This window comes from Streptomonospora arabica (genome assembly GCF_039531585.1).
GTDB classification, from domain to species: Bacteria; Actinomycetota; Actinomycetes; order Streptosporangiales; family Streptosporangiaceae; genus Streptomonospora; species Streptomonospora halophila.
This window is the reverse complement of record NZ_BAAAQI010000024.1, coordinates 1-22160: the sequence shown is the minus strand read 5'-3', so window position 1 is coordinate 22160 and position 22160 is coordinate 1. Positions and strand designations below refer to the sequence as shown.

Below are 22160 nucleotides of genomic sequence, written 5' to 3'. Positions count from 1 at the left end.
GTACTACCGAGGCACGGGTGCCCGGCACTGCGGGCACCGGCCGGACCCGGGCGGGTGAGTGCGATGGCGTACGTGGTGACGGTTTCGGCGGCCTTCGGGGCCGGCGGCAGCGTGATCGGCCCGGCGCTCGCGGCGCGGCTCGGCGTCGCCTTCGTGGACCGCGCCATCCCCGCGGCGGTCGCCGGCGAGATCGGCTGCACCCTGCAGGACGTGCTCGAACACGACGACCGCGCGCCCACCGGGCTGCAGCGCCTGCTGGCCGGGGCTGCGCGGCTGCCGGCGGTCACACCGGGCAGCGTCGACATGACCTACGTGCGCGCGGCCGAGGGCAGCGGGCACCTGCTCTTCGACCAGGAGTTCGTCGAGCGCACCGAGGACGTCATCCGCGAGGTCGCCCGGACCGGCGGCGTGATCCTCGGCCGCGCCGGCGCCTGCGTGCTCGCCGACCACCCCGGTGCGCTGCACGTGCGCCTCGACGGGCCGCCCGAGGCGCGGCTGATGCAGGCGGCCGAGCTGCGCGAGCAGGGCCCGGGCACCGGCTCCGCCGCCGGCGGCGAGTCCGGCGGTACCGGCGGCAGCGGCGCCGAGGGGCGGTGGAACCCGCCGACCAAGCGCGACCTGCGCGACAACGACCGCGCACGCTCGGCCTACGTGCGCCGCTTCTACCGGGTCGACCCGGCCTCGGCGGCGCTGTACCACGCGGTGCTGGACACCACGTCGGTCCCGCTGGAGACCTGCACCGACGTGATCGAGCGGCTCGCCCGCGAGCGCGCCCGGCGCGCCTGAGCGCCGCGGCACCCGCCGGCCGCGGCCGCGGCGGCGCTCGTCCGTGTCACTCCAATGGATACCGAATACGATTCCGTGTCCGTTTTCTCACCTGTGAAGCGCGCAGAATGATCACCGGTGATGGCACTATGAGAGGGGCGCCAGGTGCCGCCGTCCGCGCGGCGGCCCGAACCGCCGCCCGCCTCCCCCGAGGCGCGGGCCGGTGCCGGTGCCAGGCAGCATGATCGCGCGGCCCGACCTGCTCCGTACCTCCCCCGCCGGCAGGCCGACGGCGGCCCCGCGGCAGATCCGTGATTCGCAAGGAGCATTTCGTGGCCACCCTTCCCAGCGTCTCCTACTCGATTACGATTCGCCTGGAGCTCGACGGGCACGGCAGCGCGGTAGGCAGCCTCACCAACGCCGTCGAGCACGTGGGCGGCGTGATCACCGCCCTGGACGTCGCCTCGGCGGGCCACGAGCGCATCCGGATCGACGTCACCTGCGCCGCCCGCGACACCGACCACGCCCAGTCCATCGTCGACGCGCTCGGCGCGATCGAGGGCGTCACGGTGCACAAGGTCAGCGACCGCACCTTCCTGCTGCACCTCGGCGGCAAGATCGAGATGAAGTCGAAGGTGCCGCTGCGCAACCGCGACGAGCTGTCCATGGCCTACACCCCGGGTGTCGCGCGGGTCTCCCAGGCCATCGCCGCCAACCCCGACGACGCGCGCCGGCTGACCATCAAGCGCAACAGCGTCGCCGTGGTCACCGACGGCTCGGCGGTGCTGGGCCTGGGCAACATCGGCCCGCAGGCGGCCATGCCGGTGATGGAGGGCAAGGCGGCGCTGTTCAAACGCTTCGCCGACATCGACGCCTGGCCCATCGCGCTGGACACCCAGGACGTGGACGAGATCGTGCGCACCGTCCAACTGCTGGCGCCCGGCTTCGGCGGCATCAACCTGGAGGACATCTCCGCGCCGCGCTGCTTCGAGGTCGAGGAGCGGCTGCGCGACCTGCTGGACATCCCGGTCTTCCACGACGACCAGCACGGCACCGCGATCGTGGTGCTCGCCGCCCTGCGCAACGCGCTGCGCGTGGTCGGCAAGGACCTCGGCGAGGTCCGCATCGCGATGTCGGGGGCCGGTGCCGCGGGCACCGCCATCCTCAAGCTGCTCATGCACGCCGGAGCCAAGCACGTCGTGGTCTGCGACCTGCACGGGGCGGTGCACTCCGGCCGCGGCGACCTCGACCCCAACCTGGCGTGGATCGCCGAGAACACCAACCCCGAGGGCTACGCCGGCGACCTGCGCGGCGCGGTCGACGGGGCCGACGTGTTCATCGGCGTCTCGGCGCCCAACGTGCTCGGCGGCGCCGACATCGCCGAGATGAACGACGACTCCATCATCTTCGCGCTCGCCAACCCCGACCCCGAGGTCGACCCGGAGGTCGCCCACCTGCACGCCTCCGTCGTGGCCACCGGGCGCAGCGACTACCCCAACCAGATCAACAACGTGCTGGTGTTCCCCGCGGTCTTCCGCGGCCTGCTGGACGCGCAGAGCGACCACGTCGACGCCGACATGATGGTGGCCGCGGCCAAGGCGCTCGCCGACGTGGTCACCGCCGACGAGCTCGGCCCGCACTACATCGTCCCCAGCGTCTTCCAGCCCGACCTGGCCCACCAGGTCGCCACCGCCGTACGCGACGCCGCGCTGCGCGAGCAGGCGCAGCGGTCCGAGCGCCGCGGAGGCGGGGGGCGGGCCCGCACCGCGGACTGAGCCCGGTCCCCACCCGGCCCGGCGGCACTGGATTCCGCCCGGCGATGCGGGTACACGTGGAGCATGGACGAGCCGACTCTGACCGGGAGCCTCCTCGTGGCGACCCCCTTGCTGGAGGACCCCAACTTCCGGCGGGCGGTGGTGTTCGTGGTCGACGACGAACCCGCCGAGGGCACGCTCGGCGTGATCGTCAACCGCCCCCTGGAGCTGGCGGTGGGTGAGGTGCTGGTGGACTGGAGCGGGTTCGCCACGGAGCCGGCGGTGATGTTCTCCGGCGGTCCGGTGGGCACGGGCGCCGGGCTGGCGCTGGGCACGCCCGGCGGCGACGACGCTCCGCTGGGGTGGCGCCCGCTGGAGGGCACGCCGCACGAGGGCTCGCGGGTCGACGGGCTGGGCGTCGTCGACCTCGACACCCCGCCGGAGATCCTCGGCAGCGCGCTCGGCCGCTTCCGGGTCTTCGCCGGGTACGCGGGGTGGGGAGCGGGCCAGCTCGCCGATGAGATCGACGAGGGCGCCTGGTACGTGGTCCCGGCCGTGACCGACGACGTCTTCTCCGCCGACCCCTCGTCACTGTGGCCGCGGGTGCTGCGCCGCCAGGGCGGGGATCTCGCCTTGGTATCGACCTATCCGGACGACCCGACACTGAACTGAGCGCCGGCTCCGCCGGATACCGTGGAACGAGCATGGAGGAGGTGTGAGGGCCCGATGGCAATGGACGTTGTCAACAAGGTGCTTCCGGAGAGCGAGACCCGGCCGGACGTTTCGCACGACGACGGTGATCGCGAGCGGTTCGCGCACTACGTGCAGAAGGACAAGATCACCGAGAGCGCTGTCACGGGCAGCCCGGTGATCGCGCTGTGCGGCAAGGTGTGGGTGCCCAACCGCGACCCCAAGAGGTTCCCGGTCTGCCCCGAGTGCAAGGAGATCTACGAGGAGATGATGAAGGGCTGAGTCCGCGGTGCGCCCTCCGGGCGCGAACGCGGACCCGCGATCCCGCGCGGGCCGTCGCGCCGCGGGCCCGCCGCCGGGCGGGCCCCGCAGGCCGCCTTCCGCCGCGAGCGGGGTCTGCTCCTCAGGTCGCCGCGCGAGCGGCGCCGACTGCGTCGTGTCCGGATGCGGACACGCGGCGCATCGGCGGAGCGCCCTGCTCGCGCCGCGTATAGGCGGGGCCCCGGCGTGCGGCGCCGAGCCTGCGCCTCCCCCGATCCACCGCGATCGCCCGCGGATTCGGCGATGTGCGCTGTACGCGAGTCGGCGGCGCGGTACCCTCCTCTGTGGACCAATCGCCGCATTCGGACCAACGGGGAAGTACGTCCGGAATGCGCCTTGGCTCTCCCCGCGTCCCCGCGACGCCCTCTGACGTCTTCCCGACTCCAACACCGAGCACAGCCGCCCCGATGCACAGCGGCACGCGTCCCTCACCGCGCCCGGGCGGCCGGGGCGGCGGCAACCGACGGTAGGTCACATGGTCTCCACGAGTGAACTGGACGCCCCCCGCGCCGGGCGCCGGGGCCGCGCCCGCGGGCGCCGCAGGAAGCCGCCGGCACGGCGGCGCACCGGCGGCGACCTCGCCCGCGGGGCCGTGCGCACCCTAGGCGAACTGCTGTTCACCGCCGGGGTGCTGATGCTGTTCTTCGCCGCCTACGAGGTCTACGGCAAGCAGATGCAGACCGACCAGGAGCAGCAGCAGCTCGCCCAGGGGCTGGAGGAGAGCTGGGCCCAGCAGGAGGAGAAGGGCCCCGACGCCGGAGCCATGCCCGGCGCCGCCAACAGCCGGCTCTACATCCCCGACCTGGATCTGAAGTGGGTCGTGGTCAACGGGGTCTCCCCGGAGGACATCCGCTACAGCCCCGGCCACTACACCGACGACGACGTCACCGGCGGCGACGCCACCGCGGCCGGCGAGAAGGGCAACTACGCCGTGGCCGGCCACCGCACCCCGGGCATCTTCTGGGACCTCGACCAGCTGGAGGGCGGCGACGAGATCGTGGTCGAGGACGCCGACAGCTTCTACACCTACGAGGTGATCGAGGAGACCACCGTCACCCCCGACCAGGTCGAGGTGGTCGACCCCGACCCGTTCGACGCGGAGAACAACGACGACCCGCAGCGCTCCCTGCTGACGCTGACCACGTGCGCGCCCAAGCTGAACAACACCCACCGGCTGGTCATCCACGCGGAGCTGACCGACACCCGTCCCAAGGAGGACGGCATGCCCGACAACATCGCCGACATGGCGCCGCAGGACCGGGGAGAGGGGGCCTGAGCGCCGATGTACGGACTGATCTGGCGCATCCTCCCCGGGCCCTGGCCCGTGCGGCTGCTGCTGGCGCTGGCGCTGGCGGCGGGCGTCGCGGCGGGGCTGTGGCTCTACGTCTTCCCGGCGATCGACCCCTACATGCCCTTCAACGACGGCGCCGTGGAGACCACAACCAGCGGCGGCTGAGCTGCGGCGGCGCGGCCGGTGCGCGAGAGGGCGCCCGGCCGCGCGCGGCCCACCGCGCGGGCGCGACGTGACGAACGCACCGGACGGCGGGCGCCATGCGCCCCGGCCCAGCGGGATACCCTCGTCCCCGTGAGCATCTGGGGAATCGCACGATGACGCTTGTCGACACCAACACCGAGGATCGGCTGAGCGGTCTGCGGCAGTGGCAGCGCGAGGCGTTCGAAGAGTACTTCCGCCGGGACCCCCGGGACTTCCTGGCGGTCGCCACGCCCGGCGCCGGCAAGACCACGTTCGCGCTGACCCTCGCCGCCGAGCTGCTGTCCCGCCATGCCGTCCGCGCCATCACGATCGTCTGCCCCACCGAACACCTGAAGAAGCAGTGGGCCGAGGCCGCGGCCGCCTTCAACATCCCGATCGACCCGGACTTCAAGAACGGCCAGGGCGCGCTGGGCAAGCAGTACCTCGGGGCCGCCGTCACCTACGCGCAGGTCGCGGCGCACCCCATGCTGCACCGCAACCGCACCGAGGCCCGCCGCACCCTGGTGATCTTCGACGAGGTCCACCACGCCGGCGACGCGCTCTCCTGGGGCGAGGCGGTGCGCGAGTCGTTCGACCCCGCGGCGCGGCGGTTGTCGCTGACAGGCACGCCCTTCCGCTCCGACGTCAACCCGATCCCGTTCGTCGACTACGTGCAGGACCACAACGGTGTGCGGCGCTGCGCCTGGGACTACAGCTACGGCTACGCGCCGGCGCTGGCCGACGGGGTCGTGCGGCCGGTCATGTTCATGGCCTACTCCGGCGAGATGCGCTGGCGCACCACGGCCGGCGACGAGCTCGCCGCGCGCCTGGGCGAGCCGCTCACCCAGGACGCGCTGGCCCAGGCGTGGCGGGCGGCGCTCGACCCCAAGGGCGACTGGATCAAGAAGGTGCTCGCCGCCGCCGACCGCAGGCTCACCGAGGTCCGCAACAGCCACCCCGACGCCGGCGGCCTCGTCGTGGCCACCGACCACGAGAACGCGCGCGCCTACGCCCGCATCCTGCGCCAAATCACCGGGCGCGGCGCCACGGTGGTGCTGTCCGACGACCCCACGGCCAGCAAGAAGATCAAGCGCTTCGCCGATTCCGACGAGCGGTGGATGGTCGCGGTCCGCATGGTCTCCGAGGGCGTGGACGTGCCGCGCCTGATGGTGGGGGTCTACGCGACGACCACCAGCACCGCGCTGTTCTTCGCCCAGGTGGTGGGCCGCTTCGTGCGCGTGCGCAGACGCGGCGAGCTGGCCTCGGTGTTCCTGCCCTCGGTGCCGACCCTGCTGGAGTACGCGGGCGAGATGGAGCGCGAGCGGGACCACGCGCTCGACCGCCCGATCCGCGAGGACGACTTCGACCCCGAGCAGGACATGGTCGACGAGGCCCGCAAGAAGCGGGACACGCCCGACGCGGGCGAGGAGCTCCCCTTCGAGACCATGGAGGCCTCGGCCGAGTTCGACCGGGCGCTCTACGACGGCTCGGAGTTCGGCGGCGGGGCTCCCGACTCGCCTGAGGAGGAGGACTTCCTGGGGCTGCCCGGCCTCCTGGAACCCGATCAGGTCAGCCAGCTGCTGCGCAAGCGCAAGGCGGACCAGAAGGCCAACGAGCGCAAGGCCAAGGGCGCCAAGGACACCACGGACGAGGACTCCGGGCCGCCGGCCCACGAGGTCATCGCCGATCTGCGCAAGGAGCTGAACGGGCTCGTCGGGGCCTGGCACCACCGCACCGGCCAGCCGCACGGCGTCATCCACAGTGAGCTGCGCCGGGTCTGCGGCGGCCCGCCGATCGCCCAGGCCAGCGCGGATCAGATCCGTACGCGCATCGCCCGGATCCGCGCGTGGGCGACGGGGCAGCGGTAGCCGGGTCGCCCCGGGGCGGCTGCCGAGCAAGAACGGGCAAACACTTCGCAAGTTGGGCATGCCGCCAGAGATGCACCGCTATCCGGTGACTACCGTCCGTGTTCATGGACGACGGTGGAAAGACCCTGGGTAATGCCATCAGCGGCAAAGCGGGCACTGCGGCGCGCCTGTGCGGCGCCCTGCTGATCAGCGCCGGCGCGCTGGCGGGCGGGGCACTCGCCGCTCCGGCCGCGCAGGCCGGCACCGCCGCACGCCTCGACGACTGCCCCGAATCGGGCACGCAACAGCGGGACGGGCTGCGCCGCGACCACGAGGGCCACCTCACCTCGGAAGAGGCCGCCGCCTACGACCGCGAGCTGCGCGAGGAGCTGCGCGACCAGCAGGGGCCCGGCGCGGCTCAGCAGATCGACGTCACGGTGCCGGTGGCGGTGCACATCGTGCACGCCGAGGACGGTACCGGCAACGTCTCGAACGGCACCGTCCGGGAGCAGATCGCGGTGCTGGACGAGGCGTTCGGCGGCGGCCTGGCCGGCGCCGACACCGGGTTCGGCTTCGACCTGGCCGAGACCACCCGCACCGCGAACAATGCGTGGTTCTCCGACTTCGCCGAGCACGAGGAGGAGATCAAGGACCGCCTGCGCCAGGGCGGGGCCGAGACCCTCAACCTCTACATCACCGACCTGGGCGAGGGGGTGCTGGGTCAGGCCGCCTTCCCGCAGGAGTACTCCTCCGACCCCGGCAACGACGGTGTCGTGATGAGCTACCGCACCGTCCCCGGTGGGTCGCAGCAGGACTTCGACCGCGGCTACACCGCCGTCCACGAGACCGGCCACTGGCTCGGCCTGTTCCACACCTTCCAGAACGGGTGCACCGACCCGGGCGACTACGTCGACGACACCCCCTACGAGGCGGAGCAGGCGTCGGGCTGCCCCGAAGGCCGCGACACCTGCCCGGACCGCCGGGGCGACGACCCCGTGACCAACTTCATGGACTACAGCGACGACGCCTGCATGGACAGCTTCACCGCTGGCCAGGCCCGGCGCATGGCCGACCACTGGACGGCCTTCCGCGGCGAGCAGGCGCAGGGGGCCCGGGAGTCGCGGGCCCCGGCCGTTCCGCTGCTGCGGCACTGAGCCGCGGCCCGGCGGCGGGCGGCGCGGCGACCCGCCGCCCGCCGCCGGCACCGCCCCGGCACGGGAGGCCGGTACCGGTCAAAAACCGCGCATTCGGGCCGGATCGGGGTATGCCATAGTCGGACCACCCCAGCGCAGCCCGCCCCCGCGACCACGACAGCGAACCGCCATGGCACAGAGCCCGCCCCCGCCCCCGGGTCCCGGCCCCCACGAGGCCGGCGGCGCGCCTCCGCTGCCCGCGGGGTTCTCGCCGCTGGAGCCGGAGGACCCGGTCTCGGTCGGACCGTTCCGGCTGGTGGGCCGGATCGGCGCAGGCGGGATGGGCGCGGTCTACGGGGCACTCGACGCCGGCGGGCGCCGTATCGCGGTGAAGGTCATCCACCCCCGCTACACCGCCGAGCCCGCCTACCGCGCGACCTTCGCCCGTGAGGCCGAGCTGCTCAGCCGCGTCGACGCCGAGTGCGCCCCCGAGTTCCTGGGTGCCGACACCGCTGCGCCGCGGCCCTGGCTGGCCACCGAGTTCGTGCAGGGCGACACCCTGCGGCGGCACACCGCCGAGTACGGCCCGCTCACCGGCGAAGCGCTGCGGGCCTTCGCGGCCGGCACCGCCGAGGCGCTGTCCGCCGTGCACGCCGCGGGGATCGTGCACCGCGACGTCAAGCCCGCCAACATCATCCTCGGACCCGGCGGCCCCCGCGTCATCGACTTCGGTATCGCCCGCTCGCTGGACGACACGACGCCGGAGGAGGGCGTCTACGGCACACCGGGGTGGGTGGCGCCCGAGCGCCTGGGCCGGGCGGCGTCCCCGGCGGCCGACACCTTCGCCTGGGGAGCCCTCGTCGCCTACGCAGCGACCGGCCGCGGCCCGTTCGGCACCGGCGATGCGGGGACGCTGCTGCGGCGCGCCCGTGAGGGCGCCGCCGACCTCGACGGCGTGCCCGAGGACCTGGCGCCCTTGGTGCGACGCGCGCTGGCCCCCGATCCGCAGCAGCGGCCGACGGCGGCCGAGGTGCTGGATGAGGTCCTGCTGCTGTCCGGAGCGGCCGAACCCGGCGCCGACCGCCGCGGAGGGCTGCGGAACCTGCTGGGTTCGGCCTGGCAGGGCTTCGGCGCCGCCGGGCGCGGCGCAGGGCCGTGGGTCGCGGCGGCCGCGGTGCTCTCGGCCTCGGCGGCGGCCGGCGGCGGCGCGGTGGCGGCCGGGGGAGCGGCAGCGGGCGCGGCCGCCGGCGGAACCGGTGCCGCCGCGGGAACGGCCGGAGCCGGCGCGGCGGGGACCGGCGCCGCAGGTGCCGGAGCCGGAGCGGGCACCGTGCTCGGGATGAGCAAGGGCGTGGCGGCGGCGGTCGCCGCCGCGACCAGCGCGGCGGTGATCGCCGGCGGCTGGGTGGCGGGGCGGGCCGTGGCCGGCGACCCCGAGCCCGCGCCTCCTCCTTCACCGTCGCCGACCCGCGCCGCCTACCCGCAGACCGTGGACTTTCGGACCATGACGGTGGGCTTTCCCGAGGACTGGAACGTGCAGCGGGTCCAGGACGACTTCGCCTACCTCGGCGACGACGGCCCGATCCCGGCGGAGTGGGTGGCGGTCTTCCCGGGCGGCGGCTCGTGCGAAACCGACCTGACGTGGACGACCGTCAGCGCCGAGGGGTGCGAGCACATCAAGATCCTGGGCCCCGAGGCGATCGAGCGGGGCGGCCCCGGTCTGGCCCCCGTCGACGAGCGGACCTACTACATCCCCAGCACCGACGTCTCCCTCTGCCCCGAGGGCGTCGCAACCCGGCCCTTCAACCGGAACGAGGCCGAGAGCGGTCCCAGCGACGACGTCGAGACCGCCCCGATCGGCGACCTGGAGGCCTACTACAACGAGTTCGCGGTGCCGTGCGTGAACAGCGGCACCGGCAGGATCGACCTCACCTACGCCCAGCGCCTGTGGCTGCTGCCCGACTCCGGGATCCTGGTGGTCGACAACATCGGCGTCCCGGAGCTGGACGACATGCTGGCGCAGGCCGAGACCGGCGGGTGAGCGGCCGCGGCGTAGGCCGCCCGCCGCCCGTCCCCAGTCCCCGCACCGGCGCCCGGGGCCGCCCCGCGCGCCGATAAACTCGGCGTCATGGCAGCGACCAAGACCTACCTGACGGGCATCCAGACCTCCGGAATGCCCCACCTCGGCAACTACTACGGCGCGATCCAGCCCGCGCTGGCCGCCGCCGAGTCCAACGACACCCTGTACTTCCTCGCCGACTACCACTCGCTGAACTCCGTCAAGGAGCCGGCGCGACTGCGCGAGGACGTCCGGTCGGTCGCCGCCACCTGGCTCGCCTGCGGGCTCGACCCCGAGCGCACCGTGCTCTACCGCCAGTCCGGCGTTCCCGAGGTCTTCGAGCTCGCCACCGTCCTGGCCAGCGTCACCGCAAAGGGCCTGATGAACCGGGCGCACGCCTACAAGGCCGCGCGCGACCGCAACGAGGCCGCGGGCAGCACCGAGCTCGACGCCGGGATCAACATGGGGCTGTTCAACTACCCCATCCTCATGGCGGCCGACATCCTCCTCATGGAGGCCGACGTCGTCCCCGTCGGCCGCGACCAGGCCCAGCACATCGAGTACACCGCCGACATCGCCCGCGCCTTCAACCACCTCTACGGCGACGCCTACAGCTTCCCCGTCCCCGAGGGCGCCTATCCCCAGGGCGAGGGCAGCGTCCTTCCCGGTGTCGACGGCCGCAAGATGAGCAAGTCCTACGACAACCACATTCCGCTGTTCATGGCGGAGAACAGGCTCAAGAAGCTCGTGCGCCGCATCCCCACCGACTCCACGCCCGTCGCGGAGCCCAAGGACCCCGACTCCTCCGTCCCGTTCCAGCTGCTGGCCTACTTCGCCGACGCAGAGCGCACCGACGGCGTCCGCAAGCGCCTGGAAGCCGGCGGCATGGGCTGGGGCGAGCTGAAGAACGAGCTGTTCGACACGATCAACGACCGGTTCGGCCCGATGCGCGAACGCTACGAGCAGCTCGTGGCGCCCGGGAGCGAGCTCGACGACATCCTGGAGGCCGGAGCCGCGCGTGCCCGCGGCCGCGCCGCCGCCACCATGGCCAAGGTCCGCCGGGCGATCGGCATCGACTAGCGATCCGCCGCCGCCCGGATCCGGGCGGCTCTGCCTGCCGGGACCGCCTGCCCGCCCGGACGGGCAGGGGCCGCACTAGCATGGCCCCCGCCCGCCCGCGCGGCGGGCGTGGAGACGACCCCGTTGCGGTGAGGAGCCATGGACGCTGACGCACCCCGCACGCCCCGCTCCCAAGCCCCGTCCGGCCGACCGGCGGTGCGGGCGGTGGGCGCCGCGCTGCGCGGCCTGGCTCCGCACGCGTTCTTCATCGAGCGCGAGGTGGCCGGGCTCGCCGAGATCGTCCGCCCCGGCGACGTGTGCCTGGACATCGGCGCGGAGTACGGGCTCTACACGTGCGCGCTGGCCGATCTCGCCGGTCCCGGCGGCCGGGTCCTCGCCGTCGAGCCGCTGCCCGGCCCCGCCGCGTTCCTGCGCGCGGTGGTGCGCGCACTCGGGGCGGAGCACGTACGCGTCGTCCGCGGTGCCGTGGGATCCGGCGAGGGGGCGGGCACACTGAGCCTGCCGCTGCGCCGCGGCCTGCCCGTGCACGGCCGCGCGTTCTTGACCACCGGTGCCGAGGGCGTGGGCCCCAACGCCGAGTTCGGCGGCGAGCGCACGGTCGCCACGCGCATCACGACACTGGACACCCTGGTCGCGCAGGCCGGGCTCGACCGGGTCGACTTCGTCAAGGCCGACGTCGAGGGCGCGGAGCTGAGGGTGCTCGACGGGGGGCGGCGGACGCTGCGCGACCACCGCCCGGCGCTGCTGCTGGAGATCGAGGACCGCCATTTGGCGAAGTACGGTGCGCGCGCGAGCGACATCGTCGATCGCCTGACCGGCCTGGGCTACCGCATGCGCGTGCGGGTCGCGGGCGCCTGGCGGGCGGCCGACCGCGTGCGCGAGGGCCACCGCAACTACCTGTTCACCGCCGAGCCGCGGCACTGAGTCCGGGTCCGGGCACACCGCACCGTCCCGGCGGCGCCGGGGACGCGCCGCTCGCCCGCGGGCCCGCCCGCGAACCCGCATGCATACGTCAGGCCGCCACCACGGGCTCGCCCTCCAGACGCACACCGTGCTCGGCCATCCGGGCCCGGGCGGCATCGGTTCCCGCGCGCGAGACGCCCGCGGTCAGCCCGAGCAGCACGCGGGTGTCGAACCCGGAGCGGGCCGCGTCCAGCGCGGTCGCCCGCACGCAGTGGTCGGTGGCGATGCCCACCACGTCGACGGCGGTGGCGCCGCGGTCGCGCAGCCACGCCTCCAGGCGCCGCCCGTCCTCGGCCTCCCCCTCGAATCCGCTGTAGCCCGAGCTGTACTGCCCCTTGCGGAACACGGCGTCGGCCTCGCCGGCCGCGAATTGCGGGTGGAACTCGGCGCCGGGGGTGCCGGCCACGCAGTGCGGCGGCCAGCTGTCGACGAAGTCGGGGTCGTCGGAGAAGTGGGGGCCGGGATCGATGTGGTGGTCGCGGGTGGCGGCGATCCCCGCGTACTCGCCGCGGTGCTCGGTGATGTGGCGCGACACGGCGGCCGCGACCGAGGCGCCGCCGGACACGGCCAGACTGCCGCCCTCGCAGAAGTCGTTCTGCACGTCGACGACGATCAATGCCCGCATGTCGGTCTCCGTTCTCTTTCCGCCCGGCGGATCACCGGGCTCAGGCCAGGTCGGGCTGCTCGAACCGGGTCGGGATGACGGGTTCGGCCCGGTGCATGCGGTGAACCGTCTCGGGCAGCTCGGCGATGGAGCGGGAGTGGCGCTCGCGCGCCTCGTCGATCGGTTCGCGCCCCACGACCTCGCCGCCCGCGACCAGCCGCCGCAGCAGCGGGCGCAGCCGCGGCTCCTCCTGCGGCTCCTTCTCGTGCACGAACTCGGCGGCGGCCGCACCCGAGGCGTCCAGGCGGCGCGACGCCCACTTGCGCCCGCCCTTGCTGGGCTTGCCGACCGACCGCTTGGCGACCGGCTCCAGCTCGTCGGTGCCGTGGGCGGAGCGGGCCACGAGCTTGTAGACCAGGGACGCCGTGGGCGCCCCGGAGCCGGTGACCAGCGCGGTGCCGACGCCGTAGCCGTCGACCGGCGCCACGGCCAGCGCCTGGATGGCGTGCTCGTCGAGGTCGCCGGTGACGATGACGCGGCTCTTCGGCGCGCCCAGCTCGTCCAGCTGCCGGCGCACCCGGAACGCGGCACTGCTGAGGTCGCCGGAGTCCACGCGCACCCCGCCCAGGCCGGACCCGCCCAGCTCGACGGCGGTGCGCACCGCCTCCTCCACGTCGTAGGTGTCGACCAGCAGCGTGGTGTCGCCGCCGAGGGCGCGCAGCTGGGCCTCGAACGCCTCGCGCTCGGTGTCGTGCACCAGCACGAAGGAGTGCGCGCTGGTGCCCGCTGTGGGGACGCCGAAGCGGCGGCCCGCCTCCAGGTTGGAGGTCGAGGAGAACCCCGTCAGGTAGGCGGCGCGCGCGGCCGCCACCGCCGACATCTCGTGGGTGCGGCGCGAGCCCATCTCGATCATGGGCCGGCCGCCGGCCGCCAGGGACATGCGCGAGGCCGCCGAGGCGATGGCGCTGTCGTGGTTGAAGATCGACAGCGCCACGGTCTCCAGCAGCACCGACTCGGCGAACGTGCCCTCGACCACCAGGATCGGCGAGCCCGGGAAGTAGCACTCGCCCTCGCCGTAGCCCCAGACGTCGCCGGAGAAGCGGTAGTCGGCGAGCCAGGAGAGCGTGGTGTCGTCCAGTCCGCCCGCGTCGGCGAGGTAGTCCAGCGCCGCGGAGTCGAACCGGAAGCGCTCCAGGGCGTCGAGGAAGCGCCCGGTGCCGGCCACGACACCGTAGCCGCGGTTCTCGGGCAGTCGACGGGCGAACATCTCGAACACCGTCCGCCGGTTCGCGGCCCCGCTGTGCAGGGCGCCTTGCAGCATCGTCAGCTCGTACCTGTCGGTGAGGAGCGCGCTGCTCGCATCGTCGGTCATAGCGGACCAGCCTAGTTTGTGACTATCGGTATCAAAATAGGTCGCCTGCTATGACACTGCCCACGAGATCCGCCCTCCAACAGTGGCACCATAGAGGCAGGGGCCGGAAACCGCCGGCGCCGCCCGTACGTTGCAGCAGAGCGGGGGAGCGCCCTGCTGCGGGGCGGCCCCGCAGGCGGCCGGCAGCGGCGGAGTCGAGGCAGGAGAACCATCCATGAGTACGGCACCGGTCGAGCTGGAGCGCCCGGAGACCGAGGAGCAAACGGCTCCGGACCTCCCGTGGGTGACGATCGTGTGGAACGACCCGGTGAACCTGATGTCCTATGTCACCTACGTCTTCCAGACCGTCTTCGGCTACCCCAAGAGCAAGGCGCACAAGCTGATGCTGGACGTGCACTACAAGGGGCGGGCCGTGGTCTCCAGCGGCAGCCGCGAGGAGATGGAGCGCGACGTCGCCACCCTGCACGAGTACGGCCTGTGGGCCACACTGCAGCAGGACAAGTAGCCGGTGGGCCACGGGAGGGACCGCCACATGACACGAGGCTTCCGCGCCGCGGGCGGCGGTGTGGCCGTCGACCTCGACGCCGAGGAGACCGAGATCCTGCGGGCCATGGCCGGGCTCGTCCTGGAGCTGGTCGAGGAACCGCCGGAGAAGGACGAGTTCGAGCGGATCGTCGGCATCGGCGCCAACACCGAGAAACCCGATGACCCGGTGCTGGCGCGGCTGTTCCCCGACGCCTACAGCGGCGACGACGCCGACCCCTCGTCCTCCGCCGACTTCCGGCGCTACACCGAGGACGGGCTGCGCCTGAACAAGCGCGCGAACGCCCGGTCGCTCATCGAGGAGCTGCCCGCGGGCGGCGGCGGGCGCGTCGAGCTGGACTCCGGAGGCGCCCACGCCTGGCTGAAGTCGTTGAACGACGTCCGGCTGGCCCTGGGCACCAGGCTGGGCATCGACGAGGAGGCCCACGACGCCTACCTGCGCGGCGAGGACGTGGTTCCCGAGTCGCAGGCCGCCGCGCTGCACCTGTACGACTGGCTGGGGATGCTGCAGGAGAGCCTGGTCGAGGCGCTGTTCGACGTGCGGCGCGAGGGGGAGTGAACGGCGGGCGACAAGCCATACCCAGTGGGTGGGTATGGAAATTTCCTCGGTTAGGCTGAGCCCCATGCTGAGGATCAACCGCGCGATCTACGAGCGGATCGTCGCCCATGCGCGCCGCGACCACCCCGACGAGGCGTGCGGCGTCGTCGCCGGCCCGGAGGGCTCCGACCGGCCCGAGCGGTTCATCGAGATGGCCAACGCCGAACGCTCCCCGACGTTCTACCGGTTCGACTCCAAGGAGCAGCTCAAGGTGTGGCGGGAGATGGACGACCGCGACGAGGAGCCCGTGGTCATCTATCACTCCCACACCGCCACCGAGGCCTATCCCTCGCGCACCGACATCTCCTACGCGTCCGAGCCCAACGCCCACTACGTGCTGGTCTCCACGCGCGACACCGAGACCGAGGAGTTCCGCTCATACCGCATCGTCGACGGGGTGGTGACCGAGGAGCCGGTCGAGGTCGCCGAGGGCGAGCCGGCCCGGTAGAGCGGCGGCGCGCACGGGGGCACCGGCCGGCTCCTTCGCCCGGCGAGTCCCCCACGGCGGCCGCGGCACGGAATCAGGGGTGAGCCCCGCCTGTTGGAAACCAAGGCGGAGGAGTGCGTGCCCGCGCGCGGTCCCCGCGGGCGGGCGCGGCCGGCGTCCGAACCCCCGCGACACCACACAGACGCAGACGTCCACACGCTACGGAGAACTCTCATGGCCATCGAGGTCCGCATCCCCACCATCCTGCGCAACCTGACCGGCGACGCGAAGGCGGTCGAGGGCGAGGGCTCCTCCCTCGGCGAGCTCATCACCGACCTCGACAAGCGCCACCCCGGCCTGCAGGAGCGCCTCGTCGAAGACGGCAAGCTGCGCCGGTTCATCAACGTCTACCTCAACGACGAGGACGTCCGCTTCCTGGGCGGGCTGGAGTCCCCGGTCGCCGACGGCGACACCGTGACGATCCTGCCCGCGGTCGCGGGCGGCATGCGCTGACCGCCGCCATGCGATTCGACTCCCTGCTGGACTCCGTGGGCGGCACCCCGCTTGTGGGGCTGCCCCGGCTTTCGCCGGCGCCGGGTGTGCGGCTGTGGGCCAAGCTGGAGGACCGCAACCCCACCGGCTCGATCAAGGACCGGGCCGCGTTCTACATGATCGAGCAGGCCGAGAAGGACGGACTGCTCTCCCCCGGCTGCACCATCCTGGAGCCGACCTCCGGCAACACGGGGATCTCCCTGGCCATGGCGGCCAAGCTGCGCGGCTACCGCATGGTCTGCGTGATGCCCGAGAACACCTCGGCCGAGCGGCGCCAGCTGCTGGCGATGTGGGGCGCCGAGATCCACTACTCCCCGGCCCAGGGCGGCTCCAACGAGGCCGTGCGGGTGGCCAAGGGGATGGCGGCCGAGCACCCCGACTGGGTGATGCTCTACCAGTACGGGAACCCGGCCAACGCCCGCGCCCACTACGAGACCACCGGGCCCGAGCTGCTGGCCGACCTGCCGGAGGTCACGCACTTCGTGGCCGGACTGGGCACCACGGGTACGCTCATGGGCGTCGGCCGCTACCTGCGCGAGCAGCGGCCCGGCGTCAAGATCGTGGCCGCCGAACCCCGCTACGGCGAGCTGGTCTACGGGCTGCGCAACCTCGACGAAGGGTTCGTCCCCGAACTCTACGACGAGTCCGTGCTGACCACGCGCTTCTCGGTGCCCTCCGACGCCGCGTTGAAGCGCACCCGCGAGCTGCTGGAGAACGAGGGCATCTTCGCCGGCATCTCCACGGGCGGCGCCCTGCACGCGGCGATGGGTATGGCCGCCAAGGCCGCCAAGGCCGGCGAGGAGGCCGACATCGCGTTCGTGATCGCCGACGCGGGATGGAAGTACCTGTCCACCGGCGCCTACGAGGGCACGCTGGAGCAGGCCGAGGAGCGCATCGAGGGCCAGCTCTGGGCATAGCGCACGGAGCGCACCACCGCGTTCGGACGAGCGGGCGGGCTTCCGGCCGGCCGCCGGGAGCCCGCACCCGTACCGCACCCGAACCGGTCGGGACCGGCCGCGAGCAGGGGCGGGTGTCCTCACCGGCGACGCCGTTCGGTTCAATGTCACCATGACGCGATTCGATTCCGCCACCGCCGTGTCCGCCGCATCCGAGGGCCGCTACACCGCCGAGCTCGATCCCGGCTACCTCATCGGCAAGGCGATGAACGGCGGCTACCTGATGGCCGTGCTGCAGCGCGCGGCGCTGGACGCCTCCCCGCACCCCCACGCCGTCTCGTCGTCGTTCCACTTCATGCGCCCCGCCGCAGCCGGCAGCGCCGAGGTGGACGTGGAGGTCCTCAAGGCCGGGCGCACCGTCGCCACCGTCCGCGTCACCCTGCGCCAGGAGGGCAAGGCGTGCGTGACCGGAACCATCGCCACGTCGGAGGTCGCTGACGGGTCGGTCCCCGACTACGCCGCGGCGGCGCCGCAGCTTCCGCCGATGTCGCAGTGCCGCCGGTACGACCCGCGCGCCGGCGTGCGGAACGCCCCCGCCTTCGTCCACCGCGTCGCCCAGTTCTACACCGAGGAGTCCTGGCAGCGGCTGCGCGGCCGCGAGGAGCCCCCGGTCCCCGAGCTCACCGGCTACGTCCACCTCAGTGAGGAGGACGGCGGTCCCGGTACCGACGACCCCGCCCTGTTCCTCCCGCTGGCCGTCGACGCGCTGCCGCCCGTGGTCACCGTCTTCGGCACGTGGCGCTGGGCGCCCACGGTCGAGCTGACCTGGCACATGCGCGGCGTCCCCCAGCCGGGTCCGCTGACGTTCCGGGCGCGCGCCGACGCGGTCAACGACGGCTGGTTCGACGAGACCGTCGACGTGTGGGACGTGAAGGGAACCCTCGTCGCGCAGAGCCGCCAGCTCGCCCGGGGCGGACGCTGACGAGCTCCCGCAGGAGGCCGTGGGCGGGGAGGACGGCGCTCGTTGTGATGTGTGAAGTCGTCACATGTGATTCAACACGCGTGAGACTCGGACCACATTCGGTACCGCCGGTGCGGTCATTGGGGTAGACCCGTAACACGGAGAACACGCAGGGGCCCACCTCGCGATACACCGGCTTCACGTGTGCGTCTCCGCGGAGGCACCCCAGCGAAAAGGCAATGCACCGTGCGACTCACCATCATCGGCTCGTCGGGAAGCTTCCCCGGCCCGGCCAGCCCCGCTTCCTGCTACCTGGTGGAGGCCGAGGGGTTCCGGCTCCTGCTGGACATGGGCAACGGGGCGCTCGGCGTGCTGCAGCGCCACGTCGACATCTACCGGATCGACGCCGTCTACCTCAGCCACCTGCACGCCGACCACTGCTTCGACCTGTGCTCCTATTGGGTCGCCCGCACCTATCCGCACGGCGGGCCCAAGCCGCCCATCCCCGTGTACGGGCCGCCCGGCGTGGCCGACCGCATGGCCGAGGCCTACGGGCTGGAGCCCGACCCGGGCATGCGCGAGACCTTCGACTTCCGCGAGCTCGCCCCCGGCGAGATCTCCATCGGGCCGATGACCGCACGCCTGGGCCGGGTGAACCATCCCGTCGACGCGTTCGGCATCCGCCTGGAGCACGGCGGCACCAGCCTCGCCTACAGCGGCGACACCGGCGCCTGCGACGAGCTGGTGGAGCTCGCCGCCGGGACCGACCTCTTCCTGTGCGAGGCCTCCTTCCACGACCACCGCGAACATCCCAAGGACATGCACCTGACCGGCAGCGAGGCGGGGGAGCACGCGCGCCGTGCGGCGGCCCGGCGGCTGGTACTGACCCACCTGGTGCCCTGGAACGACGACGACTGCACCCTCGCCGAGGCGCGCAGCACCTTCGGCGGCCCCATCGACGTCGCACGTTCCGGCGCCGTATACGAGGTAGGCAGGGCCGCCCTGAACCCGGTGTAGGCGCCGGGGCCGCGCCGCTTCGACCGGTCGGCGGCCGCCGGGGAGTCAGTCCCGCGGCTCGGCGGTGGAGTCCGCGTCGGCCTGCACGGTCGGTTCGGGTGCCGGCGTCGGCGGAGCCGGCTCGGCGGTGCCCTGCTGGGCGGTGCCGCCGGTGAGGTCCTGGGCGGTCGCGGTGACTGCGCGCAGCAGGTCGCCGGTCGCGACCCGGGGCGTGTTGCTCGTGGTGGAGATCAGCATGCCCGGCAGATGCAGCTTCACCCCGGAGAACATCTCGCCGGTGTCCCACTGGGCGATCCCGCCCATCGAGGCCACCGCGCCGGTGGTGAAGAAGTCGTCGCGCCGCTGCGCCTTCACCGGGACGTGGCCGGGGTAGGCGACCAGGCTCTTCTCGGGCGCGAAGGTGACCATGACCACCTCGCTGCCCTCGTCGGGGTCGAACCCCGCCCAGGAGCACTCCAGCCGGGTGTCCGTGCGCACCTCGGTGAACTCCGGGCTCTCCAGCTGCCCGAGTACGCGGGAGGCGTCCTGCTCGATGCCGGTGGCCTCGCACGACGCAGGGAGCGGAAGGGCGTCGACGCGGCGCTCGTCGATCTCGCTCTGGGAGGCGCTGGGCGAAAGCGAGGGACCGGTCACCGCCTCGCCTCCGACGGCCGACCAGCCCGGGGCGGACGCGGACCCGCTGGGCGAGGGCGACTCCTCCGCGGACGCGTCGGAGTCCGGCGCGCAGCCTGTGGCGGCCAGCGCGAGGGCGGCCGCGCCGACCGCCCAGCGCGCCCGGTACACCCTTCTCGGAACGATGCTCATCGCGTGGTGACCTTCTACCATCCAGCGGTGCTCGGGCCGCCCGCGATCAGAGACCGCGTCGGCGCCTCCCATGGTGTCACCTTCCGGACGTCCACCGGTGCGCGCCGGCGCGACCGTAAGCCAAGGGATACCTCCGCCCCACCCGCCTGCCGTGTCCGGTGCAGCGGCGCGTCCGTCGGGACACGCAGATAAGCTTTCGCGCATGGCACGACCCGACGGACGCGCTCCGAACCAACTTCGCCCCGTGACGATCACCCGCAACTGGCTGCGGCACGCGGAAGGCTCCGCGCTCATCGAATTCGGCGACACCCGCGTGCTCTGCGCGGCCAGTGTCGAGGACGGCGTTCCGCGCTGGCGGCGCGGTACCGGAGAGGGCTGGGTCACCGCGGAGTACGCGATGCTGCCCCGCTCGACCGACACCCGCGGCGCCCGCGAGTCGGTGAAAGGGAAGATCGGCGGCCGCACCCACGAGATCTCCCGGCTGGTGGGGCGCTCCCTGCGCGCCGTGGTCGACTTCAAGGCGATGGGCGAGCACACGGTGACGCTGGACTGCGACGTGCTCCAGGCCGACGGCGGTACCCGCACCGCGGCGATCACCGGGGCCTACGTCGCGCTGGCCGACGCCTTCAAGTACCTGCGCAAGAAGCGCAACCTGAAGAACAACCCGCTGAAGGGGTCGGTCTCGGCGATCAGCGTCGGCGTCATCCAGGACCAGCCGCGCCTGGACCTGAACTACCTGGAGGACTCCGTCGCCCAGACCGACATGAACGTCGTGGTCACCGGTGACGGCGACTTCGTCGAGGTGCAGGGGACGGCGGAGGGCGCGCCCTTCGACCGTGCCAAGCTCGACAGCCTGCTGGACCTGGCCGTGACCGGCTGCGGCGAGCTGACCGAGATCCAGAAGAAGGCCCTGGCGGGATGAGCGACCGCATCACGGTGGTGCTGGCCACCCGCAACGCCAAGAAGCTGCCGGAGATGCGGGCGATCCTGGGCGAAGCCGGACTGGACGCGGACGTGGTCGGCCTCGCGGACTACCCGGACGCGCCGGAGGTCGCCGAGACCGAGGCGACCTTCGCCGGCAACGCGCTGCTGAAGGCGCGCGCGATCGCCGCCCACACCGGCCTGCCGGCGGTGGCCGACGACTCCGGGCTGCGCGTCGACGCGCTCAACGGGATGCCCGGAGTGCTGTCGGCGCGCTGGTCCGGGCGCTTCGGCTCGCGCTCGGGCGACAAGGACGAGGCCAACCTCGACCTCGTCCTGGACCAGCTCGCCGACACCCCCGAGGACCGGCGCGGCGCGGAGTTCGTGGCGGCGGCGGCCCTCGTCGTCCCGCTGGGCACCGCTCCCCGGCCCGAGGAGGAGGTCGAGGAGGTCGTCGAGGGGGTGCTGCGCGGGAGGATCGTCGGCGAGCGCCGGGGGGCCAACGGCTTCGGCTACGACCCGGTCTTCGTTCCGGACGGCGAGACCCGCACCACGGCCGAGATGAGCGCCGAGGAGAAGAACTCCATGAGCCACCGCGGTACCGCGTTCCGCAGGCTCGCGGTGCGGCTGGGCGAACTGCTGTGACCGCGGCGCCGCCGCGGCGCGAATCCGACGTCGCCGGGCCGGCCGGGTCATCGTGTAGCGGGCGCCGGCCGGTCGGCGGCGGTTCCGGTTTGGCGCCGCGGCTGATGCGTGGTTAGGATGGAGAGCTGACGCGGACGCGGTGTGTCCGGCGGTTCGGGGCCGGCGGGAGCCGGTATCCGGTGCCGGCAGGGTCCGCGGTCTCCAGGAAAAGCGTTCGCGGCGGTTGTCGCGAGCTAGTATCCTGGAGAGAGCAAGGAAGCCGAGAACCGGACATCCCCCGGGATGGGCGGTCGGCCCGGTCCGACATACGGACGGCGCGGACGCACGGCGGACGCGCTCCCAGTACTTGCCGGAGTCTCCACAGAAAACGGCCGACATGTCGGCGGTTGAGCGTGCGGACTCGTTCGGATTCGGCACCGCTCGCGGTGCCGCAGTCCGGAAGGCGGAGATGCCGACCGGGTGAACGGTCGGCGTGCGTTTGGCGGGACGAGTTGGAATTCGCCGATTTGGTGGGTTCGCGAAAGCCCTGCTAACGTGGAGACACAACAGAACGCGGATGCGAAATCGCGGCCGCCGGGACACGTTTTCCGGAGGGTGCGGTGGGAAATCCGCCGGGAGATTCCGTCTCTTGGGAAGAGCCTGAGCGGGCCCGCAGGGTTGCGGGGCCGGGGCTTGTACCGGATGAGCGGTCGCTTCTTGAGAACTCAACAGCGCGTGTTTATTCTTTGTGCCAT

General features: G+C 72.9%; 23 protein-coding genes. 20 read left to right on the top strand and 3 right to left on the bottom strand.

Annotated elements, in window-relative coordinates:
* The first annotated feature begins 63 nt into the window (after positions 1–63).
* From ABD284_RS24055 to ABD284_RS24005, 11 genes are all read left to right on the top strand, one after another.
* Complete coding sequence (locus ABD284_RS24055) at positions 64–786, top strand: cytidylate kinase-like family protein (protein ID WP_344148111.1); 723 nt, start codon at positions 64–66, stop codon at positions 784–786.
* Positions 787–1097: 311 nt separating this feature from the next.
* The gene (locus ABD284_RS24050; protein ID WP_344148109.1) at positions 1098–2540 is read left to right on the top strand and encodes an NAD-dependent malic enzyme; all 1443 of its coding nucleotides are present in this window, start codon (positions 1098–1100) and stop codon (positions 2538–2540) included.
* A 63-nt stretch (positions 2541–2603) separates the two neighbouring features.
* On the top strand, positions 2604–3191 hold the full coding sequence (locus tag ABD284_RS24045; RefSeq protein WP_344148106.1) for a YqgE/AlgH family protein: 588 nt from the start codon (positions 2604–2606) through the stop codon (positions 3189–3191).
* 54 nt (positions 3192–3245) lie between these two features.
* Positions 3246–3491 (top strand): DUF3039 domain-containing protein, encoded by a 246-nt coding sequence (locus ABD284_RS24040; RefSeq protein ID WP_311544202.1) that lies wholly within the window; start codon positions 3246–3248, stop codon positions 3489–3491.
* Between the two features lie 514 nt (positions 3492–4005).
* The gene (locus tag ABD284_RS24035) at positions 4006–4806 is read left to right on the top strand and encodes a class E sortase (protein WP_344148102.1); all 801 of its coding nucleotides are present in this window, start codon (positions 4006–4008) and stop codon (positions 4804–4806) included.
* 6 nt (positions 4807–4812) lie between these two features.
* Positions 4813–4986 carry a hypothetical protein gene (locus ABD284_RS24030; protein ID WP_344148099.1) on the top strand — a complete coding sequence of 58 codons (174 nt, stop codon included), beginning with the start codon at positions 4813–4815 and terminating at the stop codon, positions 4984–4986.
* A 152-nt stretch (positions 4987–5138) separates the two neighbouring features.
* Positions 5139–6872 carry a DEAD/DEAH box helicase gene (locus tag ABD284_RS24025; RefSeq protein ID WP_344148096.1) on the top strand — a complete coding sequence of 578 codons (1734 nt, stop codon included), beginning with the start codon at positions 5139–5141 and terminating at the stop codon, positions 6870–6872.
* Between the two features lie 104 nt (positions 6873–6976).
* On the top strand, positions 6977–8005 hold the full coding sequence (locus ABD284_RS24020) for a zinc metalloprotease (RefSeq protein ID WP_344148094.1): 1029 nt from the start codon (positions 6977–6979) through the stop codon (positions 8003–8005).
* Positions 8006–8174: 169 nt separating this feature from the next.
* Positions 8175–10025 carry a serine/threonine-protein kinase gene (locus tag ABD284_RS24015; RefSeq protein WP_344148092.1) on the top strand — a complete coding sequence of 617 codons (1851 nt, stop codon included), beginning with the start codon at positions 8175–8177 and terminating at the stop codon, positions 10023–10025.
* A gap of 87 nt (positions 10026–10112) precedes the next feature.
* On the top strand, positions 10113–11123 hold the full coding sequence (locus ABD284_RS24010; RefSeq protein ID WP_344148089.1) for a tryptophan--tRNA ligase: 1011 nt from the start codon (positions 10113–10115) through the stop codon (positions 11121–11123).
* A gap of 138 nt (positions 11124–11261) precedes the next feature.
* Positions 11262–12047 carry an FkbM family methyltransferase gene (locus tag ABD284_RS24005; protein WP_344148086.1) on the top strand — a complete coding sequence of 262 codons (786 nt, stop codon included), beginning with the start codon at positions 11262–11264 and terminating at the stop codon, positions 12045–12047.
* A gap of 88 nt (positions 12048–12135) precedes the next feature.
* Here the strand turns inward: ABD284_RS24005 and ABD284_RS24000 are convergent, their stop codons facing one another.
* A complete protein-coding gene (locus ABD284_RS24000; protein ID WP_344148082.1) occupies positions 12136–12711 on the bottom strand; it encodes an isochorismatase family protein in 576 nt (191 codons plus the stop codon).
* A gap of 40 nt (positions 12712–12751) precedes the next feature.
* Positions 12752–14062, bottom strand: coding sequence for a nicotinate phosphoribosyltransferase (locus ABD284_RS23995; RefSeq protein ID WP_344148079.1), 1311 nt, complete (start codon positions 14060–14062; stop codon positions 12752–12754).
* A 214-nt stretch (positions 14063–14276) separates the two neighbouring features.
* On the opposite strand from ABD284_RS23995, the gene clpS reads away from it, so the two are divergent.
* The 7 genes from clpS (at position 14277) to ABD284_RS23960 (ending at position 19056) form a co-directional block, all read left to right on the top strand.
* A complete protein-coding gene (gene clpS, locus ABD284_RS23990; protein ID WP_344148076.1) occupies positions 14277–14567 on the top strand; it encodes an ATP-dependent Clp protease adapter ClpS in 291 nt (96 codons plus the stop codon).
* Positions 14568–14594: 27 nt separating this feature from the next.
* Positions 14595–15164, top strand: a complete 570-nt coding sequence (locus tag ABD284_RS23985; RefSeq protein ID WP_344148073.1) for a DUF2017 domain-containing protein — start codon at positions 14595–14597, stop codon at positions 15162–15164.
* Between the two features lie 64 nt (positions 15165–15228).
* Complete coding sequence (locus ABD284_RS23980) at positions 15229–15651, top strand: M67 family metallopeptidase (RefSeq protein ID WP_344148070.1); 423 nt, start codon at positions 15229–15231, stop codon at positions 15649–15651.
* 213 nt (positions 15652–15864) lie between these two features.
* Positions 15865–16143 (top strand): MoaD/ThiS family protein, encoded by a 279-nt coding sequence (locus ABD284_RS23975; RefSeq protein WP_344148067.1) that lies wholly within the window; start codon positions 15865–15867, stop codon positions 16141–16143.
* An 8-nt stretch (positions 16144–16151) separates the two neighbouring features.
* Complete coding sequence (locus ABD284_RS23970; RefSeq protein WP_344148064.1) at positions 16152–17099, top strand: PLP-dependent cysteine synthase family protein; 948 nt, start codon at positions 16152–16154, stop codon at positions 17097–17099.
* 151 nt (positions 17100–17250) lie between these two features.
* On the top strand, positions 17251–18060 hold the full coding sequence (locus tag ABD284_RS23965) for a thioesterase family protein (protein WP_344148061.1): 810 nt from the start codon (positions 17251–17253) through the stop codon (positions 18058–18060).
* A gap of 225 nt (positions 18061–18285) precedes the next feature.
* Positions 18286–19056, top strand: a complete 771-nt coding sequence (locus ABD284_RS23960) for an MBL fold metallo-hydrolase (RefSeq protein WP_344148058.1) — start codon at positions 18286–18288, stop codon at positions 19054–19056.
* 45 nt (positions 19057–19101) lie between these two features.
* On the opposite strand, the gene ABD284_RS23955 is transcribed toward ABD284_RS23960, so the two are convergent.
* Positions 19102–19860, bottom strand: coding sequence for a hypothetical protein (locus tag ABD284_RS23955; protein WP_344148055.1), 759 nt, complete (start codon positions 19858–19860; stop codon positions 19102–19104).
* A gap of 244 nt (positions 19861–20104) precedes the next feature.
* Between ABD284_RS23955 and rph the strand changes: the two genes are divergently transcribed.
* Entirely contained in the window at positions 20105–20782 is a 678-nt protein-coding gene (gene rph / locus ABD284_RS23950; RefSeq protein ID WP_386699362.1) for a ribonuclease PH, read from the top strand.
* Positions 20779–21426 carry an RdgB/HAM1 family non-canonical purine NTP pyrophosphatase gene (rdgB, locus tag ABD284_RS23945; protein WP_344148049.1) on the top strand — a complete coding sequence of 216 codons (648 nt, stop codon included), beginning with the start codon at positions 20779–20781 and terminating at the stop codon, positions 21424–21426. Before rph ends, rdgB begins: the two co-directional genes overlap by 4 nt.
* Positions 21427–22160: the final 734 nt, after the last annotated feature.

What these genes read in the sequence shown, in the direction of transcription:
- rdgB (WP_344148049.1), top strand. Translation starts at nt 20,779, where the DNA reads ATGAGCGACCGCATCACGGTGGTGCTGGCCACCCGCAACGCCAAGAAG.
- ABD284_RS23980 (WP_344148070.1), top strand. Translation starts at nt 15,229, where the DNA reads ATGCTGAGGATCAACCGCGCGATCTACGAGCGGATCGTCGCCCATGCG.
- ABD284_RS23985 (WP_344148073.1), top strand. Translation starts at nt 14,595, where the DNA reads ATGACACGAGGCTTCCGCGCCGCGGGCGGCGGTGTGGCCGTCGACCTC.
- ABD284_RS23970 (WP_344148064.1), top strand. Translation starts at nt 16,152, where the DNA reads ATGCGATTCGACTCCCTGCTGGACTCCGTGGGCGGCACCCCGCTTGTG.
- ABD284_RS23975 (WP_344148067.1), top strand. Translation starts at nt 15,865, where the DNA reads ATGGCCATCGAGGTCCGCATCCCCACCATCCTGCGCAACCTGACCGGC.
- ABD284_RS23965 (WP_344148061.1), top strand. Translation starts at nt 17,251, where the DNA reads ATGACGCGATTCGATTCCGCCACCGCCGTGTCCGCCGCATCCGAGGGC.
- clpS (WP_344148076.1), top strand. Translation starts at nt 14,277, where the DNA reads ATGAGTACGGCACCGGTCGAGCTGGAGCGCCCGGAGACCGAGGAGCAA.
- ABD284_RS24020 (WP_344148094.1), top strand. Translation starts at nt 6,977, where the DNA reads ATGGACGACGGTGGAAAGACCCTGGGTAATGCCATCAGCGGCAAAGCG.
- ABD284_RS24040 (WP_311544202.1), top strand. Translation starts at nt 3,246, where the DNA reads ATGGCAATGGACGTTGTCAACAAGGTGCTTCCGGAGAGCGAGACCCGG.
- ABD284_RS24005 (WP_344148086.1), top strand. Translation starts at nt 11,262, where the DNA reads ATGGACGCTGACGCACCCCGCACGCCCCGCTCCCAAGCCCCGTCCGGC.
- ABD284_RS24035 (WP_344148102.1), top strand. Translation starts at nt 4,006, where the DNA reads ATGGTCTCCACGAGTGAACTGGACGCCCCCCGCGCCGGGCGCCGGGGC.
- ABD284_RS24030 (WP_344148099.1), top strand. Translation starts at nt 4,813, where the DNA reads ATGTACGGACTGATCTGGCGCATCCTCCCCGGGCCCTGGCCCGTGCGG.
- ABD284_RS24015 (WP_344148092.1), top strand. Translation starts at nt 8,175, where the DNA reads ATGGCACAGAGCCCGCCCCCGCCCCCGGGTCCCGGCCCCCACGAGGCC.
- ABD284_RS24045 (WP_344148106.1), top strand. Translation starts at nt 2,604, where the DNA reads ATGGACGAGCCGACTCTGACCGGGAGCCTCCTCGTGGCGACCCCCTTG.
- ABD284_RS24010 (WP_344148089.1), top strand. Translation starts at nt 10,113, where the DNA reads ATGGCAGCGACCAAGACCTACCTGACGGGCATCCAGACCTCCGGAATG.
- ABD284_RS23955 (WP_344148055.1), bottom strand. Translation starts at nt 19,860, where the DNA reads ATGAGCATCGTTCCGAGAAGGGTGTACCGGGCGCGCTGGGCGGTCGGC.
- ABD284_RS23995 (WP_344148079.1), bottom strand. Translation starts at nt 14,062, where the DNA reads ATGACCGACGATGCGAGCAGCGCGCTCCTCACCGACAGGTACGAGCTG.
- ABD284_RS24025 (WP_344148096.1), top strand. Translation starts at nt 5,139, where the DNA reads ATGACGCTTGTCGACACCAACACCGAGGATCGGCTGAGCGGTCTGCGG.
- ABD284_RS24000 (WP_344148082.1), bottom strand. Translation starts at nt 12,711, where the DNA reads ATGCGGGCATTGATCGTCGTCGACGTGCAGAACGACTTCTGCGAGGGC.
- ABD284_RS24055 (WP_344148111.1), top strand. Translation starts at nt 64, where the DNA reads ATGGCGTACGTGGTGACGGTTTCGGCGGCCTTCGGGGCCGGCGGCAGC.